Genomic DNA, 17,671 nt, shown 5'->3' with positions numbered 1-17,671 from the left:
TCGTAAATCTTTGCCACGACGCCGGCGCCGACGGTGCGGCCGCCCTCGCGGATGGCGAAGCGCAAGCCTTCTTCCATCGCGATCGGCGCAATCAGCTCCACCTGCATCTGCACGTTGTCGCCCGGCATCACCATCTCCACACCCTCCGGCAGCTCGACCATCCCGGTCACGTCCGTGGTGCGGAAATAAAACTGCGGCCGGTATCCCTTGAAGAACGGCGTATGACGGCCACCCTCCTCCTTCGTCAGGATGTACACCTCCGCCTGGAACTTGGTGTGCGGCTTGATCGAACCCGGCTTGCACAGCACCTGGCCACGCTCCACCTCGTCACGCTTGGTGCCGCGCAGCAGCACCCCCACGTTGTCGCCCGCCTGGCCCTGGTCCAGCAGCTTGCGGAACATCTCCACACCCGTGACCGTGGTCTTCGAAGTGTCGCGAATACCCACGACCTCCACCTCGTCCCCCACCTTCACAATGCCCCGCTCAATACGCCCGGTCACCACCGTGCCACGACCCGAAATCGAGAACACATCCTCGATCGGCATCAAAAAGGCACCGTCCACCGCACGCTCCGGCTCCGGAATGTAACTGTCCATCGCCGCCACCAGCTTCTCGATCGACGGAATGCCAATCTCGCTCGTGTCACCGTCAAACGCCTTCAGCGCCGATCCCGTAATAATCGGCGTGTCGTCGCCCGGGAACTCATAGGTGCTCAGCAGATCCCGAACCTCGAGCTCCACCAGCTCCAGCAGCTCGGCATCGTCCACCATGTCCGCCTTGTTCAGGTACACCACGATGTACGGCACACCCACCTGGCGCGCCAGCAGAATATGCTCCCGCGTCTGCGGCATCGGACCGTCCGCCGCCGACACCACCAGGATCGCGCCGTCCATCTGCGCCGCACCCGTGATCATGTTCTTGATGTAGTCCGCATGCCCAGGACAGTCCACGTGCGCGTAATGACGCGCCTCCGACTGATACTCCACGTGCGCCGTCGCAATCGTGATGCCGCGCGCCTTCTCCTCCGGCGCCTTGTCAATCTGGTCGTAAGCACTCACCTCACCACCAAACTTCTCCGCCATCACCTTCGTCAACGCCGCCGTCAAGGTCGTCTTGCCATGATCAACATGACCAATCGTCCCCACATTCACATGCGGCTTCGTACGTTCGAATTTCGCCTTGGACACAGCGTCTACCTCGTTCTGGAAAGTCTTTGTCCTTCCTGTCCGCCCCGGATCAGGAAGCCTTCTTGATGACGGCGTCGGCCACGTTGCTGGGGGCCTCGTTGTAATGACCGAACTCCATCGAGTAGGTCGCGCGGCCCTGGCTCATGGAGCGCAGGTCCGTGGCATAGCCGAACATCTCGGCCAGCGGCACCTCGGCGCGGATGATGCGGCCCGAGGGTGCCTCTTCCATGCCCTGGACGAGGCCGCGACGGCGGTTCAGGTCGCCCATCACGTCGCCCATGTAATCCTCCGGAGTCACGACCTCCACCTTCATGATGGGCTCCAGCAGCACCGGCCTGGCATTGCGGCAGCCTTCCTTGAAGGCCATCGAGCCGGCGATCTTGAACGCCATTTCGCTCGAGTCGACCTCGTGGTACGAGCCGTCGAACAGCGTGACCTTGATGTCCACCACCGGGTAGCCGGCCAGCACGCCGCTGGCGAGCTGCTCCTGGACGCCCTTGTCCACGGCCGGGATGTATTCCTTCGGCACCACGCCGCCCACGATCTTGTTCTCGAAGGCGTAGCCGGCGCCCGGCTCCTGGGGCTCGATCTTGAGCCAGACGTGGCCGAACTGGCCGCGGCCGCCGGACTGCCGCACGAAGCGGCCTTCCTGCTCGACCCCCTGGCGGATGGTCTCGCGGTAGGCCACCTGGGGCTTGCCGACGTTGGCCTCCACCTTGAACTCGCGCTTCATGCGGTCGACGATGATGTCGAGGTGGAGCTCGCCCATGCCGGAGATGATGGTCTGGCCGGACTCCTCGTCGGTGCGCACGCGGAAGGACGGGTCCTCCTGCGCCAGCTTGGACAGCGCCAGCCCCATCTTTTCCTGGTCGCTCTTGGTCTTGGGCTCCACGGCCACCGCGATCACCGGCTCCGGGAACTCCATCCGCTCCAGCGTGATGATGTCCTTCGGGTCGCACAGCGTGTCGCCCGTGGTGACGTCCTTGAGGCCGACCGCGGCAGCGATGTCGCCGGCGCGCACTTCCTTCAGCTCCTTGCGCTCGTTGGCGTGCATCTGCAGGATGCGGCCGATACGCTCCTTCTTGCCCTTGACCGGGTTGTAGACGGTGTCGCCGGAAGCGAGCACGCCCGAGTAGACGCGGAAGAAGGTCAGGTTGCCGACGAAGGGGTCGGTGGCGATCTTGAACGCCAGCGCGGCGAAGGGCTGGTCGTCGCCGGAGGGGCGCTTGCCTTCCTCGCCGTCCTCGAGCTCGCCGCGGATGGCGGGAACCTCGGTCGGCGAAGGCATGTACTCGACGATGGCGTCCAGCATGGCCTGCACGCCCTTGTTCTTGAACGCCGAGCCGCACAGCACCGGCACGACCTCGTTGCGCAGCGTCCGCAGGCGCAGGCCAAGCTTGATCTCCTCGTCGGAGAGCTCGAGCGTCTCGAGATACTTGTTGGTCAGCTCTTCGCTGCCCTCGGCGGCGGCCTCGACGAGGTGCTCGCGCCATTCCTGGCAGGCGTCGGCCATGTCGGCCGGGATATCGTGCAGCTCGAAGGTCGTCCCCTGGGTGCTGTCGTCCCAGATGATGGCCTTCATCCGCAGCAGGTCGACCACGCCCTTGAAGTTCTCTTCGGCGCCGATCGGCAGCTGGACGGGCACGGCGGTGGCGCGCAGGCGCTCCTTCATCTGCTTGACCACGCGCAGGAAGTTGGCGCCCGGGCGGTCCATCTTGTTGACGAAGGCCATGCGCGGCACGCGGTACTTGTCGGCCTGGCGCCACACGGTCTCGGACTGGGGCTCCACGCCGCCGACCGAGCAGAACACGGCCACGGCGCCGTCGAGCACCCGCAGCGAGCGCTCCACCTCGATGGTGAAGTCCACGTGGCCCGGCGTGTCGATGATGTTGATCCGGTGCTCGGGAAAGCTCTGGTCCATGCCCTTCCAGAAGCAGGTCGTCGCCGCGGAGGTGATGGTGATGCCGCGCTCCTGCTCCTGCTCCATCCAGTCCATCACGGCCGCACCGTCATGCACCTCGCCGATCTTGTGCGAGACGCCGGTGTAGAACAGGACGCGCTCCGTAGTAGTCGTCTTGCCGGCATCGATGTGGGCCATGATGCCGATATTGCGGTAGCGCTCGATGGGTGTCGTGCGGGCCACGGTAGTTACCTCGGAATTCCTGGGGACGGACGGGCGCCGCTTACCAGCGGTAGTGTGAGAAGGCCTTGTTGGCCTCGGCCATCCGGTGCGTATCCTCGCGCTTCTTCACGGCGGCGCCGCGGCTCTCGGCCGCGTCCATCAGTTCGTTCGCCAGCCGCTGCGCCATGGACTTCTCGCCGCGCGCGCGCGCCGCGTCGATCACCCAGCGCATGGCCAGGGTCTGGCGGCGCACCGCCCGGACCTCGACCGGCACCTGGTAGGTGGCGCCGCCGACCCGGCGGGACTTCACCTCGACCATCGGCTTGACGTTCTCGAGAGCTTCCTCGAGCACTTCCACGGCCTTGTCCGCCGGCATCTTGCGCCGGTCCGCGATCTGGTCGATGGCGCCGTAGACGATCCGCTCGGCGACCGACTTCTTGCCGCTTTCCATGACCATGTTCATGAACTTCGACAGGGTCTCGCTGCCGTAGACCGGGTCGGGGAGGATGATGCGCTTGGGCGCTTGGGCTCGTCTGGACATGGGACTACCTGGCCGTCGTGTTCGGGAGGGAGAGCATCAGGACTTGGGACGCTTGGCGCCGTACTTGGAACGGCCCTGGCGACGGTCGCCGACCCCGGCGCAGTCGAGCGTGCCGCGCACCGTGTGGTAGCGCACGCCGGGCAGGTCCTTGACGCGGCCGCCGCGGATCAGCACCACCGAGTGCTCCTGCAGGTTATGGCCTTCGCCGCCAATGTAGCTGGTCACTTCGTAGCCGTTGGTCAGGCGCACGCGGGCGACCTTCCGCAGGGCCGAGTTCGGCTTCTTCGGCGTCGTGGTGTAGACGCGCGTGCACACGCCGCGCCGCTGCGGGCTGGCCTGCAGGGCGGGAACCGCCGTCTTCTCCTTCTTGGTCCGACGCGGCTTGCGGACGAGCTGATTGATCGTTGCCATAGATTCTTTTTTCCCGGTTTCGCCTGACGCAGAAAAACCGAGCCGCCCATTGGCGGCCCGCTTCCCCGGTGGAAACTTTTGCAGGCCCGGTTTCATTTGGCCTGCGCTGAGCCCGAGGATTGTAGGAACCGGCCCCCGCACTGTCAAGCGCGGGGGCCGGTGAAAGGTCCCAGACTCAGTCGGTGTCGCTCGGCGCCGGCACCTCGACCTCGTCCGGATTGACCCCGGCGGCGTCCATGGCCTCCGCCATGGTCATCTCGGCCGGGCTGATCTCCACCTTGCGGCGCCGGGCGGTATGGAAGGCGAAGCCCGTGCCGGCCGGGATCAGGCGGCCGACGATGACGTTCTCCTTCAGCCCGCGCAGGTCGTCGTGGAGGCCGCGCACCGCGGCCTCGGTCAGCACCCGGGTGGTCTCCTGGAAGGAGGCCGCCGAGATGAAGGACTCGGTCGCCAGCGAGGCCTTGGTAATGCCCAGCAGCACCGGCTCGTACTCCGCCGGATCGCCCTTCTGGCCGGCGACGCGCTCGTTCTCCTCCAGCAGGCGGGCCTTGTCGAGCTGCTCGCCCTTGAGGAACTTGCTGTCGCCCGGGTTCGAGATCTCGACCTTGCGCAGCATCTGGCGAATGATCACCTCGATGTGCTTGTCGTTGATCTTGACGCCCTGCAGCCGGTACACGTCCTGGATCTCGCGCACCAGGTAGTCCGCCAGGTGCTTGACGTTCTGCAGGCGCAGGATGTCGTGCGGGTTCATCTCGCCATCGGAGATGACCTCGCCCCGCTCGACGACCTCGCCCTCGAACACCGAGAGGTTGCGCCACTTCGGGATCAGCAGCTCGTGCTCGCCGTCCTCGTTCTCGATGATCAGGCGCCGCTTGCCCTTGGTCTCCTTGCCGAACTTCACCTTGCCGCTCTGCTCGGCGAGGATGGCCGGTTCCTTCGGCTTGCGGGCCTCGAACATGTCGGCCACCCGCGGCAGGCCGCCGGTGATATCGCGGGTCTTGGAGGACTCCTGGGGGATGCGGGCGATGATGTCGCCCACGCCGACCTTCTGGCCGTCCTCCATGACCACGATGGCGCCGACCGACAAGGGGTAGGCGATCGGCTCCTTGGAGTCGGGGAAATGCAGATCCTTGCCCTTCGCATCCACCAGCTTGGCTACCGGACGCACGTCCTTGCCGGCCGCGCCGCGCTGCTTGGGGTCGATGGCGACGATGCTGGACAGCCCGGTGTGCTCGTCCACGCGCGCCTCCACGGTGACGCCGTCGATGAAGTCCTGGAACTTCATGATGCCGGCGGCCTCGGAGACCACGGGGTGGGTGTGCGGGTCCCAGGTCGCGATGATCTGGCCGCCCTCCACCTTGTCGCCGTCATCGACCATGATGGTGGCGCCGTACGGGATCTTGTAGCGCTCGCGCTCCCGGCCGAACTCGTCGATGATGCCCAGCTCGCCCGAGCGCGACACCGCCACCAGGTGGCCCTTGTCGTGCCGCACCGTCTTGACGTTGTGCAGCCGTACCGTGCCGCCGTTCTTGACCTGCACGCTGTTGCGCGCCGCCGCCCGCGAGGCCGCGCCGCCAATGTGGAAGGTCCGCATGGTCAGCTGCGTGCCCGGCTCGCCGATCGACTGCGCCGCGATGACGCCGACCGCTTCGCCGATGTTGACCTGGTGCCCGCGCGCCAGGTCGCGGCCGTAGCACTGGGCGCACACGCCGTAGCGCGTCGCACAGGTGATCGGCGAGCGCACCCAGACCTGGTCCACGGACAGGGACTCGAGCTTGCTGACTTCGCGCTCGTCCAGCAGCGTGCCGGCCGCCACCGCGACCTCGTCCTGGCCCGGCACCAGCACGTCCTCGGCCACCACGCGGCCCAGTACGCGCTCGCGCAGCGGCTCGACCACGTCGCCGCCTTCGACCAGCGGGGTCATCAGCAGGCCGTCGGTGGTGCCGCAGTCGTGCTCCGTGACCACCAGGTCCTGCGCCACGTCCACCAGCCGGCGGGTCAGGTAGCCCGAGTTGGCGGTCTTCAGCGCGGTGTCGGCCAGGCCCTTGCGGGCGCCGTGGGTGGAGATGAAGTACTGCAGCACGTCGAGGCCTTCACGGAAGTTCGCCGTGATGGGCGTCTCGATGATGGAGCCGTCCGGCTTGGCCATCAGGCCGCGCATGCCGGCCAGCTGCCGGATCTGCGCCGCCGAGCCGCGGGCGCCGGAGTCGGCCATCATGAACACCGAGTTGAAGGACTTCTCCCGGACGGTCTCGCCCTTGGCGTTGGTGACCTCCTGCACGGAAATCTTGTCCATCATGGCCTTGGCGATGCGGTCGTTGGTGTGCGACCAGATGTCCACCACCTTGTTGTAGCGCTCGCCGTTGGTGATGAGACCGGAAGCGTACTGCTCCTGGAAGTTCTTCACCTCGCCCTCGGCCTCGGCCAGGATCTCGTCCTTCTCCGCCGGCACCACCATGTCGTCGGCCCCGAAGGACACGCCGGCGCGGGTGGCGTAGCGGAAGCCCATGTACATCAGCTGGTCGGCGAAGACCACGGTCTCCTTCAGGCCCAGCTGGCGGTAGCACTCGTTGATGACGCGCGAGATCGCCTTCTTGTTCATGTCCTGGTTGATCAGCGCGAAGGGCAGGCCCTGCGGCAGGATCTCGGACAGCAGCGCGCGGCCGACCGTGGTCTCCGCGATCCTGAGGCTCGATTCGAGCTCGCCGTTCTCGTCGCGCGTCCACTCGCGGATGCGCACCTTGACCGCGGCGTGGAGGCTGACCGCACGGTTCTCGTAGGCCCGGTGCACCTCCGCCACGTCGGTGAACAGGCTGCCCTCGCCCTTCACGGTCGCCTGCTGGCGGGTGAGGTAATAGAGGCCCAGCACCACGTCCTGCGACGGCACGATGATCGGCTCGCCGTTGGCGGGCGAGAGGATGTTGTTCGACGACATCATCAGCGCGCGCGCCTCGAGCTGGGCTTCCAGCGACAACGGCACGTGGACCGCCATCTGGTCGCCGTCGAAGTCGGCGTTGAAGGCGGTGCAGACCAGCGGGTGCAGCTGGATGGCCTTGCCTTCCACCAGCACCGGCTCGAAGGCCTGGATGCCGAGGCGGTGCAGCGTGGGCGCCCGGTTCAGCATCACCGGGTGCTCGCGAATCACCTCCTCGAGGATGTCCCAGACTTCCGGCCCTTCGCGCTCGACGGCGCGCTTGGCGGCCTTGATGGTCAGCGCCTCGCCGCGCAGCTGCAGCTTGTGGAAGATGAAGGGCTTGAACAGTTCCAGCGCCATCTTCTTCGGCAGGCCGCACTGGTGCAGCTTCAGGGTCGGACCCACCACGATCACCGAGCGGCCCGAGTAGTCCACCCGCTTGCCCAGCAGGTTCTGCCGGAAGCGGCCCTGCTTGCCCTTGATCATGTCGGCGAGCGACTTCAGCGGGCGCTTGTTGGTGCCCGTGATGGCACGGCCGCGGCGGCCGTTGTCCAGCAGCGCGTCGACCGACTCCTGCAGCATGCGCTTCTCGTTGCGCACGATGATGTCGGGCGCGTTGAGCTCCAGCAGCCGGCGGAGGCGGTTGTTGCGGTTGATGACGCGGCGGTACAGGTCATTCAGGTCGGAGGTGGCGAAACGCCCGCCGTCCAGCGGCACCAGCGGCCGCAGGTCGGGCGGCAGCACCGGCAGCACGGTCATCACCATCCACTCGGGCTTGTTGCCCGACTCGATGAAGGACTCGAGCAGCTTGAGGCGCTTGGACAGCCGCTTGATCTTGGTCTCGGAGTTGGTGCCCGCCATCTCCTCGCGCACCTTGACCACCTCGGCCTGCAGGTCGAGCGTCCGCAGCATCTGGTGAATCGCCTCGGCGCCCATGCGCGCGTCGAAATCGTCACCGTATTCCTCGATCGCCTCGAGGTACTGCTCGTCGGTCATCAGCTGGCCGCGCTCCAGCGGCGTCAGCCCGGGCTCGACGACGACGAAGGCCTCGAAATAGAGCACCCGCTCGATCTCGCGCAGCGTCATGTCCAGCATCAGGCCGATGCGCGAAGGCAGCGACTTGAGGAACCAGATGTGCGCCACCGGGCTGGCCAGCTCGATGTGGCCCATGCGCTCGCGGCGGACCTTGGCCTGGGTGACCTCGACGCCGCACTTCTCGCACACCACGCCGCGGTGCTTGAGGCGCTTGTACTTGCCGCACAGGCACTCGTAGTCCTTGATAGGCCCGAAAATCTTGGCGCAGAACAGGCCGTCCCGCTCCGGCTTGAAAGTCCGGTAGTTGATGGTCTCCGGCTTCTTGACCTCGCCGAAGGACCAGGAACGGATCATGTCCGGCGAGGCCAGCCCGATGCGGATCGCATCGAAGTCCTCGACGGGCACGTTCTGCTTGAAGAGCTTGAGAAGATCCTTCATCAGTAGTTACTCCTGCTCCAGCTCGATGTTGATCGCCAGCGAGCGGATCTCCTTCACCAGCACATTGAACGACTCCGGCATGCCGGCCACCATCTGGTGGGTGCCGTCGACGATGTTCTTGTACATCCGCGTCCGGCCCTGCACGTCGTCGGACTTGACGGTGAGCATCTCCTGGAGGGTGTAGGCGGCGCCGTAGGCTTCCAGCGCCCAGACCTCCATCTCGCCGAAACGCTGGCCGCCGAACTGGGCCTTGCCGCCCAGCGGCTGCTGGGTGACCAGGCTGTAGGGGCCGGTGCTGCGGGCATGCATCTTGTCATCCACCAGGTGGTTGAGCTTCAGCATGTACATGTAGCCCACCGTGACCGGGCGGTCGAAGGGCTCGCCGGAGCGGCCGTCGATGAGCGCGGTCTGGCCCGATTGCGGCAGGTCCGCCAGCTTCAGGAGGCCCTTGATCTCGTCCTCGGCGGCACCGTCGAACACCGGCGTCGCCATCGGCACGCCGCCGCGCAGGTTGCCCGCCAGCTCGACCACTTCGTCGTCGTTCAGCGAGCCCAGGTCCTCCGTCTTGCCGCCGCTCTTGTTGTAGATCTCGTCGAGGAACTTGCGCAGCTCCTTGACGTTGCCCTGCTCGTCGAGCATGCGGCCGATCTTCAGGCCGAGCCCGCGCGCCGCCCAGCCCAGGTGCGTCTCCAGCACCTGGCCGACGTTCATGCGCGAAGGCACGCCCAGCGGGTTGAGCACGATGTCCACCGGCGTGCCGTCCTCGAGGTGCGGCATGTCCTCCAGCGGCACGATGGTGGAAATGACGCCCTTGTTACCGTGGCGTCCCGCCATCTTGTCGCCCGGCTGGACGCGGCGCTTCACGGCCAGGTAGACCTTGACCATCTTCAGCACGCCCGGCGCCAGGTCGTCGCCCTGGGTGATCTTGCCGCGCTTCTCCTCGAGGCGCCGATCGAACTCCTCGCGCTGCTCGCCGAGGCGCTCCTTCATGCGCTCCAGCTGGGTCGCGATGTCCTCGTTCTTCGGGCGGATCTCGAACCACTTCTCGCGCGGCAGCTCGCCGAGGTAAGTCTTGGTGATGTTGCTGTCGGCCTTGAGCTTGTTCGGGCCGCCGGCCGCTTTCTTGCCCACCAGCATCTTCTCGACGCGGTCGTAGATGTCGTCCTCGAGGATGCGCAGGGTGTCGTCCATGTCCTTGCGGACGCGCTCGATCTCCTGGCGCTCGATCGACAGGGCGCGGGAGTCCTTCTCCACGCCGTCGCGGGTGAACACCCGCACGTCGATGACCGTGCCGTCCATCCCCGGCGGCACGCGCAGCGAGGTGTCCTTAACGTCCGAGGCCTTCTCGCCGAAGATCGCCCGCAGCAGCTTCTCTTCCGGCGTCAGCTGGGTCTCGCCCTTGGGGGTGACCTTGCCGACCAGGATGTCGCCCGCGCGCACCTCGGCGCCAATGTAGGCGATACCGGCCTCGTCGAGGTTGCCCAGCGCGGACTCACCGACGTTCGGGATGTCGGCCGTGATCTCCTCCGGCCCGAGCTTGGTGTCGCGGGCGACGCAGGTGAGTTCCTCGATGTGGATGGTGGTGAAGCGGTCTTCCTGCACCACCCGCTCCGAGATCAGGATCGAGTCCTCGAAGTTGTAGCCGTGCCAGGGCATGAAGGCCACCAGCAGGTTCTGGCCCAGCGCCAGCTCGCCCATGTTGGTGGACGGGCCGTCGGCCAGCACGTCACCCGCGGCGATCACGTCGCCTTCCTTCACCAGCGGGCGCTGGTTGATGCAGGTGTTCTGGTTGGAACGCTGGTACTTGGTCAGGTTGTAGATGTCGACGCCGGCCTCGTCCGCGGTGGTCTCCTCGTCGTTGACCCGCACCACGATGCGCGAGGCGTCGACCGAGTCCACCACGCCGCCGCGGCGGGCCACCTCGGTCACGCCCGAGTCCTTGGCGACGGCGCGCTCCATGCCCGTGCCCACCAGCGGGGTGTCGGCGCGCAGCGTCGGCACCGCCTGGCGCTGCATGTTCGAGCCCATCAGGGCGCGGTTGGCGTCGTCGTGCTCGAGGAAGGGAATCAGCGAGGCGGCGACGGAGACGATCTGCTTCGGCGACACGTCCATGTACTGGATCCGGTCGGGCGTCTCCATGCTGAACTCGTTGCGATGGCGGCAGGACACCAGGTCGCTGGTGAACTCGCCCTTCGGGCCCAGTTCGGCGTTCGCCTGGGCGATCACGTACTGGCTCTCCTCGATGGCGGAGAGGTAGTCGATCTGGGTCGTGACCTTGCCGTTCTCGACCTTGCGGTACGGCGTCTCGAGGAAGCCGTACTCGTTCGTCCGGGCGTAGACCGACAGCGAGTTGATCAGGCCGATGTTCGGACCTTCCGGGGTTTCGATCGGGCACACCCGGCCGTAATGGGTCGGGTGCACGTCACGCACCTCGAAGCCCGCCCGCTCGCGGGTCAGGCCGCCGGGGCCCAGGGCCGACACGCGGCGCTTGTGGGTCACCTCGGAGAGCGGGTTGTTCTGGTCCATGAACTGCGACAGCTGCGAGGAGCCGAAGAACTCCTTCACCGCCGCGGCCACCGGCTTGGCGTTGATCATTTCCTGGGGCATCAGGCCCTCGGACTCGGCCAGCGTCAGGCGTTCCTTGACGGCGCGCTCGACGCGCACCAGGCCGATGCGGAAGGCGTTCTCGGCCATCTCGCCGACGCTGCGCACGCGGCGGTTGCCGAGGTGGTCGATGTCGTCCACGGTGCCACTGCCGTTGCGGATGTCGCACAGGGTGCGCAGCACGGCGATGATGTCCGAGGTCGCGGCCGGGTCGTCCTTGCCGTACTTGGCAAACAGCTTCTTGGACTCCTCGTCCTTGCGGGACGCAAAGTAGTGGCCGTCGTACAGGATGCCGGGGCCGGTGGTGCTGTCGCGATCCACGCGGCGGTTGAACTTCATGCGGCCGACGGCCGACAGGTCGTAGCGCTCGGCGTTGAAGAACAGGTTGTGGAACAGGTTCTCCGCCGCCTCGCGGGTGGGCGGCTCGCCCGGGCGCATCATGCGGTAGATCTCCACCAGCGCCTCCAGCGGCGTGCTGGTCGGGTCGATGCGCAGAGTGTGCGACAGGTAGGGCCCGCGATCGAGGTCGTTCACCCACAGGGTCCGGATCGACGCGACGCCGGCCTTGACGAGCTTCTTGATGCTCTCGACGGTGAGCTCGTCGTTGGCCCTGGCCAGCAGCTCGCCCGACTTCTCGTCCACCACGTCGTGCGCCAGGACCTTGCCCTCGAGGTAGTCCGCGGGCACGGGCAAGGTGCCCACGCCGGCCGCGGCCAGCTTGCGGACGTGCAGCGCCGTGATGCGCTTGCCCTCGGCGACGATCAGCTCGTCCCCGATCTTGATGTCGAAGCTGGCCGTCTCGCCCTTGAGGCGCTCCGGAATCAGCTCGAGCTCGATCTGCTCGCCGAGCAGGAACTCGTTGGTTTCGAAGAACAGCGCCAGCATCTCTTCCTCGGTGTAGCCGAGGGCGCGCAGCAGGATGGTGACCGGCAGCTTGCGGCGGCGGTCGATGCGGGCGAACAGGCAGTCCTTGGGGTCGAACTCGAAGTCCAGCCAGGAACCGCGGTAGGGGATGACGCGCGCGGAGAACAGCAGCTTGCCGGAGCTGTGGGTCTTGCCGCGGTCATGGTCGAAGAACACGCCCGGCGAGCGGTGCAGCTGGGACACGATCACCCGCTCGGTGCCGTTCACCACGAAGGTGCCGTTCTCGGTCATCAGCGGCAGCTCGCCGAGGTAGACCTCCTGCTCGCGGATGTCCTTGACAGGCTTCGGCGTGCCCGAGGCTTCCTTGTCGTAGATCACCAGGCGGACCTTGACGCGCAGGGGCGCCGAATAGGTCAGGCCGCGGACCTGGCACTCCTTGACGTCGAAGGGCGGGTCGCCCAGCCGGTAGCTGACGTACTCCAGCGCGGCGTTGCCCGAATAACTGACGATCGGGAACACGCTCTTGAAGGCGGCATGCAGGCCCAGCTCCTGGCGCTCGCCGGCCGGCAGCTCCAGCTGCAGGAACTTGCGGTAGGAATTGACCTGGATGGAAAGGAGGTAGGGCACCTCAAGGATCGTCGGACGCTTGCCGAAGTCCTTGCGGATACGCTTCTTCTCGGTAAAGGAATACGCCATCGGGCTCACCTTCGAGTGCGGCTCGTTGTCAGATACGGCCCTGCCGGGAGGGCCAGGCGCCCGGACCCCATGGTCCGGGCGTAACCGGCAGAAACGGGAACAGGCCGGTGGCTCATGCCACCAGCCTGCCCGAGAGCACAGGCTTCAACCCGTGCACGCAGATCTACTTGACCTCGACGCTGGCGCCGGCCTCTTCGAGCTGCTTCTTGATGCCGTCGGCCTCGTCCTTGGACACGCCTTCCTTCACGGTGGCGGGCACGCCCTCCACCATGTCCTTGGCTTCCTTCAGCCCCAGGCCGGTGATGGTGCGGATCGCCTTGATGACGCCGACCTTGTTGGCGCCGAAGCTGGTCATGACCACGTCGAACTCGGTCTTCTCCTCGGCGGCAGCAGCCTCGGCGGCGGGACCGCCAGCGGCGGCCACGGCGACCGGAGCGGCGGCGGACACGCCCCACTTCTCCTCGAGTTCGGACACCAGCTGGGTGACCTCGAGGACGCTCATGTTGCTCAGTACTTCAATGATTTCTTCACGCGAAACAGCCATTGTCTGTGCTCCGATTAAACGGTGTTACCCAAGATGGAAAGAAAAACCTGCCTCAGGCCGCCTCGAGCTGGTCGCGCCGCGCAGCGAGCACGCGCGCGAGCTGCGCGGCGGGCTCGTTGAGGGTGCGCACCAGCTGGGAAGCGGGCGCCTGGAACACGCCGAGCAGCATCGCCCGGGCCTGGTCCAGCGTCGGCAGGCTGGCGAGCCGCTCGAGATCGGCGGCGGGATAAACCTGCCCGCCGATCGCGACAATACGGGTCACCAACTTGTCGTTGTCTTTCGCGAAGGCCTTGACCACCCGCGCGGCGGAACCGGGATCCTCGACCGAGAATGCCAGCACCAGCGGCCCCTTGAGCCCGTCCTTCATGCATTCGAAGTCCGTGCCCTCGAGGGCCAGCCGCGCCAGGGTGTTCTTGACCACGCGCAGGTAGACGCCCTTCTCGCGGGCCTCCTTCCTCAGCGCGGTCATCTGGCCGACGGTCAGTCCGCGATACTCGGCCGCCACGGCTGAGTGCGCAGTCTCTGCGACCGTCTTCACTTCGGCGACAAGTGCTTTCTTGTCTTCTAGCCTCAGTGCCATTTTCTACTCCTGGCCGAAAGTCCTTGAACGAGGAAGCGCTTCCGTTCGCCTCCCACCTGTGACGGTGACCTTCACCAGGTTCGCCTGACTCGGGTAACACCGTCTGCGCAGGCCTTGCATTAAGGCCGAGGCCGCCTGCGGTCTTTGACGACGGCCGGCTGTCACGCCGGCTCCTTTGCATTCCATTGCCGCGGCACGCCGCGCCGGCCGCAGCCGCCGCGCCGCCCGCGCTGTCTTCCCTAGAAACTCAGCGAAGCCTGGTCCACCGCGATGCCCGGACCCATGGTCGAGGACACGGTGACCTTCTTCATGTAGATGCCCTTGGACGAAGACGGCTTGGCCTTCTGCAGGTCGGCCAGCAGCGCGCCCAGGTTCTCCTTCAGGGCGCTCGGCTCGAAATCCGCCTTGCCGATCGCGCAATGGATGATGCCGCCCTTGTCGGTCCGGTACCGCACCTGGCCGGCCTTGGCGTTCTTCACCGCGCCGGCCACGTCCGGCGTGACGGTACCGACCTTCGGGTTCGGCATCAGCCCGCGCGGGCCGAGGATCTGGCCCAGCTGGCCGACGACGCGCATGGCGTCCGGCGAGGCGATCACCACGTCGAAGTCGAGGAAGCCGTCCTTCACTTTCTGCGCCAGGTCCTCGAAGCCGACGATGTCGGCGCCGGCCGCGGCCGCCTTGTCCGCGTTGTCGCCCTGGGCGAACACCGCCACGCGGACATCCTTGCCGGTGCCATGCGGCAGCACGGTCGAGCCGCGCACCACCTGGTCGGACTTGCGGGGATCGACGCCGAGGTTCACGGCCACTTCGATCGATTCGCGGAACTTGGCCGTGGCCAGCTCGCGCGCCAGCTCGAGCGCCTCGTCGATCGAGTAGTAACGGCCCGGCTGCACCTTGTCGGCGAACAGCTGCTTACGCTTGGTCATGCGCGCCATGTCACACCCCCTCCACGTTCAGGCCCATGCTGCGGGCGCTGCCGGCAATGGTCTTGACCGCGGCGTCCAGGTCGGCCGCGTTCAGGTCCGGCATCTTGATCTTGGCGATCTCCTCGAGCTGCGCCCGGGTGACCGTGCCCACCTTCTTCTGGTTCGGCTCGCCGCTGCCCTTGGGAATGCCGACGGCCTTGCGCAGGAGCACCGCGGCGGGCGGCGTCTTGGTGATGAAGGTGAAGCTGCGGTCGCTGTAGACCGTGATGACCACGGGCGTGGGCAGGCCCTGCTCGATGCCCTGGGTATGGGCGTTGAAGGCCTTGCAGAACTCCATGATGTTCACGCCATGCTGGCCCAGCGCCGGACCGACCGGCGGACTCGGGTTGGCCTGGCCTGCAGGGATCTGCAGCTTGATGTATCCGGTGACTTTCTTTGCCATGACTCGCTATACCTTGATGTGTGGGTCCAGACGCCTTGCGGCTCCCCTGCGGCTTTCCTGCCAGGCGCACGCCATGGCGCGCGCCGGCCGCCCCGTCCTGGGGGCGGCCTCGCTCAGGCCTTTTCGACCTGGCTGAAATCCAGCTCGACCGGGGTGGCCCGGCCGAGAATCTGCACCGCTACGCGCAGCTTGCTCTTGTCGTAGTTGACTTCCTCGACCACGCCGTTGAAGTCGTTGAAGGGACCGTCGGTGACGCGCACCACTTCGCCGGGCTCGAACAGCACCTTCGGCCGCGGCTTCTCGGTACCCTCCTGCACCCGCTGCAGGATGGCTTCGGCCTCCTTGTCGGTGATCGGCGCCGGCCGGTCGCTGGACCCGCCGATGAAGCCGAGCACCTTCGGCACTTCCTTGACCAGGTGCCAGGTCTCGTCGTCGAGCTCCATCTGCACCAGCACGTAGCCGGGGAAGAACTTGCGCTCGCTCTTGCGCTTGTGGCCCTCGCGCACCTCGACCACCTCTTCGGTGGGGACGAGGATCTGGCCGAACTTGTGCTCCAGCCCGTAGCGCTTGATGCGCTCCAGGAGCGACTCCTTCACCTTGTGCTCGAAGTTCGAGTAGGCATGGACGACGTACCAGCGCAGCGCCACGGCCTCAGCCCCCCTGCCCGGTCAGCATCCGGGCGGCCCAGGCCAGGAACATGTCGAGCAGCCAGAAGAAGATGCCCATGATGACCACGAAGAAGATGATCACCAGCGTGGTCTGCACGGTCTCCTGGCGGTTCGGCCACACGACCTTGCGCAGCTCGATCCGGGAACCCTGGATGAAGCGCCACAGCTCGCGGCCCACGTCGCTGGTCATGAACACCGCGATCGCGACGGCCAGCGAGAAGATCACGCCGGCCACCCGCAGCACGGTCGGCGCCGCCTCGTAGATGTAATAGCCAGCCACGCCGCCCACCAGGATCGCGATGGCGAGGACGATCTTTACCTTGTCCAGCGGGCTGGAGAGGCTGCTTGTATCGGACTTTGCGTTCATTTGCCGCCGTCTAGACGCGTCGGCGCCCGGGTGGGCGCCTGCGTTTGGAATCTGGCAGGGCAGGAGGGAATCGAACCCCCAACCTGCGGTTTTGGAGACCGCCGCTCTGCCAATTGAGCTACTGCCCTGCGCTAATCGAACCTTACTCGTAAATCTTTGCCACGACGCCGGCGCCGACGGTGCGGCCGCCCTCGCGGATGGCGAAGCGCAAGCCTTCTTCCATCGCGATCGGCGCAATCAGCTCCACCTGCATCTGCACGTTGTCGCCCGGCATCACCATCTCCACACCCTCCGGCAGCTCGACCATCCCGGTCACGTCCGTGGTGCGGAAATAAAACTGCGGCCGGTATCCCTTGAAGAACGGCGTATGACGGCCACCCTCCTCCTTCGTCAGGATGTACACCTCCGCCTGGAACTTGGTGTGCGGCTTGATCGAACCCGGCTTGCACAGCACCTGGCCACGCTCCACCTCGTCACGCTTGGTGCCGCGCAGCAGCACCCCCACGTTGTCGCCCGCCTGGCCCTGGTCCAGCAGCTTGCGGAACATCTCCACACCCGTGACCGTGGTCTTCGAAGTGTCGCGAATACCCACGACCTCCACCTCGTCCCCCACCTTCACAATGCCCCGCTCAATACGCCCGGTCACCACCGTGCCACGACCCGAAATCGAGAACACATCCTCGATCGGCATCAAAAAGGCACCGTCCACCGCACGCTCCGGCTCCGGAATGTAACTGTCCATCGCCGCCACCAGCTTCTCGATCGACGGAATGCCAATCTCGCTCGTGTCACCGTCAAACGCCTTCAGCGCCGATCCCGTAATAATCGGCGTGTCGTCGCCCGGGAACTCATAGGTGCTCAGCAGATCCCGAACCTCGAGCTCCACCAGCTCCAGCAGCTCGGCATCGTCCACCATGTCCGCCTTGTTCAGGTACACCACGATGTACGGCACACCCACCTGGCGCGCCAGCAGAATATGCTCCCGCGTCTGCGGCATCGGACCGTCCGCCGCCGACACCACCAGGATCGCGCCGTCCATCTGCGCCGCACCCGTGATCATGTTCTTGATGTAGTCCGCATGCCCAGGACAGTCCACGTGCGCGTAATGACGCGCCTCCGACTGATACTCCACGTGCGCCGTCGCAATCGTGATGCCGCGCGCCTTCTCCTCCGGCGCCTTGTCAATCTGGTCGTAAGCACTCACCTCACCACCAAACTTCTCCGCCATCACCTTCGTCAACGCCGCCGTCAAGGTCGTCTTGCCATGATCAACATGACCAATCGTCCCCACATTCACATGCGGCTTCGTACGTTCGAATTTCGCCTTGGACA

At 66.1% G+C, this 17,671-nt stretch carries 12 protein-coding genes, 1 tRNA gene and 1 pseudogene; all 14 read right to left on the bottom strand.

Going from position 1 to position 17,671, the window contains the following annotated elements:
- Positions 1-1,187 (bottom strand): elongation factor Tu (tuf, locus tag G6N75_RS07495; protein WP_165347737.1); only part of this gene is annotated, 1,187 nt, incomplete at its 3' end.
- A gap of 49 nt (positions 1,188-1,236) precedes the next feature.
- Positions 1,237-3,330 carry an elongation factor G gene (gene fusA, locus G6N75_RS07490; RefSeq protein WP_165347736.1) on the bottom strand — a complete coding sequence of 698 codons (2,094 nt, stop codon included), beginning with the start codon at positions 3,328-3,330 and terminating at the stop codon, positions 1,237-1,239.
- Positions 3,331-3,370: 40 nt separating this feature from the next.
- Complete coding sequence (rpsG, locus tag G6N75_RS07485; RefSeq protein WP_165347735.1) at positions 3,371-3,850, bottom strand: 30S ribosomal protein S7; 480 nt, start codon at positions 3,848-3,850, stop codon at positions 3,371-3,373.
- A 36-nt stretch (positions 3,851-3,886) separates the two neighbouring features.
- The gene (rpsL, locus tag G6N75_RS07480; RefSeq protein WP_165347734.1) at positions 3,887-4,261 is read right to left on the bottom strand and encodes a 30S ribosomal protein S12; all 375 of its coding nucleotides are present in this window, start codon (positions 4,259-4,261) and stop codon (positions 3,887-3,889) included.
- Between the two features lie 277 nt (positions 4,262-4,538).
- Positions 4,539-8,648, bottom strand: a pseudogene (gene rpoC / locus G6N75_RS07475) (DNA-directed RNA polymerase subunit beta'); the annotation flags it as partial.
- Between the two features lie 6 nt (positions 8,649-8,654).
- A complete protein-coding gene (gene rpoB, locus G6N75_RS07470; protein ID WP_165347732.1) occupies positions 8,655-12,812 on the bottom strand; it encodes a DNA-directed RNA polymerase subunit beta in 4,158 nt (1,385 codons plus the stop codon).
- Positions 12,813-12,975: 163 nt separating this feature from the next.
- Positions 12,976-13,356 carry a 50S ribosomal protein L7/L12 gene (rplL, locus tag G6N75_RS07465; protein WP_165347731.1) on the bottom strand — a complete coding sequence of 127 codons (381 nt, stop codon included), beginning with the start codon at positions 13,354-13,356 and terminating at the stop codon, positions 12,976-12,978.
- Positions 13,357-13,408: 52 nt separating this feature from the next.
- The gene (gene rplJ, locus G6N75_RS07460) at positions 13,409-13,936 is read right to left on the bottom strand and encodes a 50S ribosomal protein L10 (RefSeq protein WP_165347730.1); all 528 of its coding nucleotides are present in this window, start codon (positions 13,934-13,936) and stop codon (positions 13,409-13,411) included.
- 239 nt (positions 13,937-14,175) lie between these two features.
- Entirely contained in the window at positions 14,176-14,871 is a 696-nt protein-coding gene (gene rplA / locus G6N75_RS07455) for a 50S ribosomal protein L1 (RefSeq protein ID WP_165347729.1), read from the bottom strand.
- A gap of 1 nt (position 14,872) precedes the next feature.
- Positions 14,873-15,304: a 50S ribosomal protein L11 gene (rplK, locus tag G6N75_RS07450; RefSeq protein ID WP_165347728.1), complete on the bottom strand. Its 432-nt coding sequence runs from the start codon at positions 15,302-15,304 to the stop codon at positions 14,873-14,875.
- A 113-nt stretch (positions 15,305-15,417) separates the two neighbouring features.
- Positions 15,418-15,951 carry a transcription termination/antitermination protein NusG gene (gene nusG / locus G6N75_RS07445; RefSeq protein ID WP_165347727.1) on the bottom strand — a complete coding sequence of 178 codons (534 nt, stop codon included), beginning with the start codon at positions 15,949-15,951 and terminating at the stop codon, positions 15,418-15,420.
- A gap of 4 nt (positions 15,952-15,955) precedes the next feature.
- On the bottom strand, positions 15,956-16,339 hold the full coding sequence (gene secE / locus G6N75_RS07440; protein ID WP_165347726.1) for a preprotein translocase subunit SecE: 384 nt from the start codon (positions 16,337-16,339) through the stop codon (positions 15,956-15,958).
- 52 nt (positions 16,340-16,391) lie between these two features.
- Positions 16,392-16,467, bottom strand: a tRNA-Trp gene (locus G6N75_RS07435).
- 14 nt (positions 16,468-16,481) lie between these two features.
- On the bottom strand, positions 16,482-17,671 hold a 1,190-nt coding region (gene tuf / locus G6N75_RS07430), incomplete at its 5' end, for an elongation factor Tu (protein WP_165347645.1).

The organism is Thioalkalivibrio sp. XN8 (assembly GCF_011058255.1).
Lineage (GTDB): Bacteria > Pseudomonadota > Gammaproteobacteria > Steroidobacterales > XN24 > XN24.
Note: the sequence above shows the minus strand (reverse complement) of the source record. Positions and strands in the feature narration are given on the sequence as shown.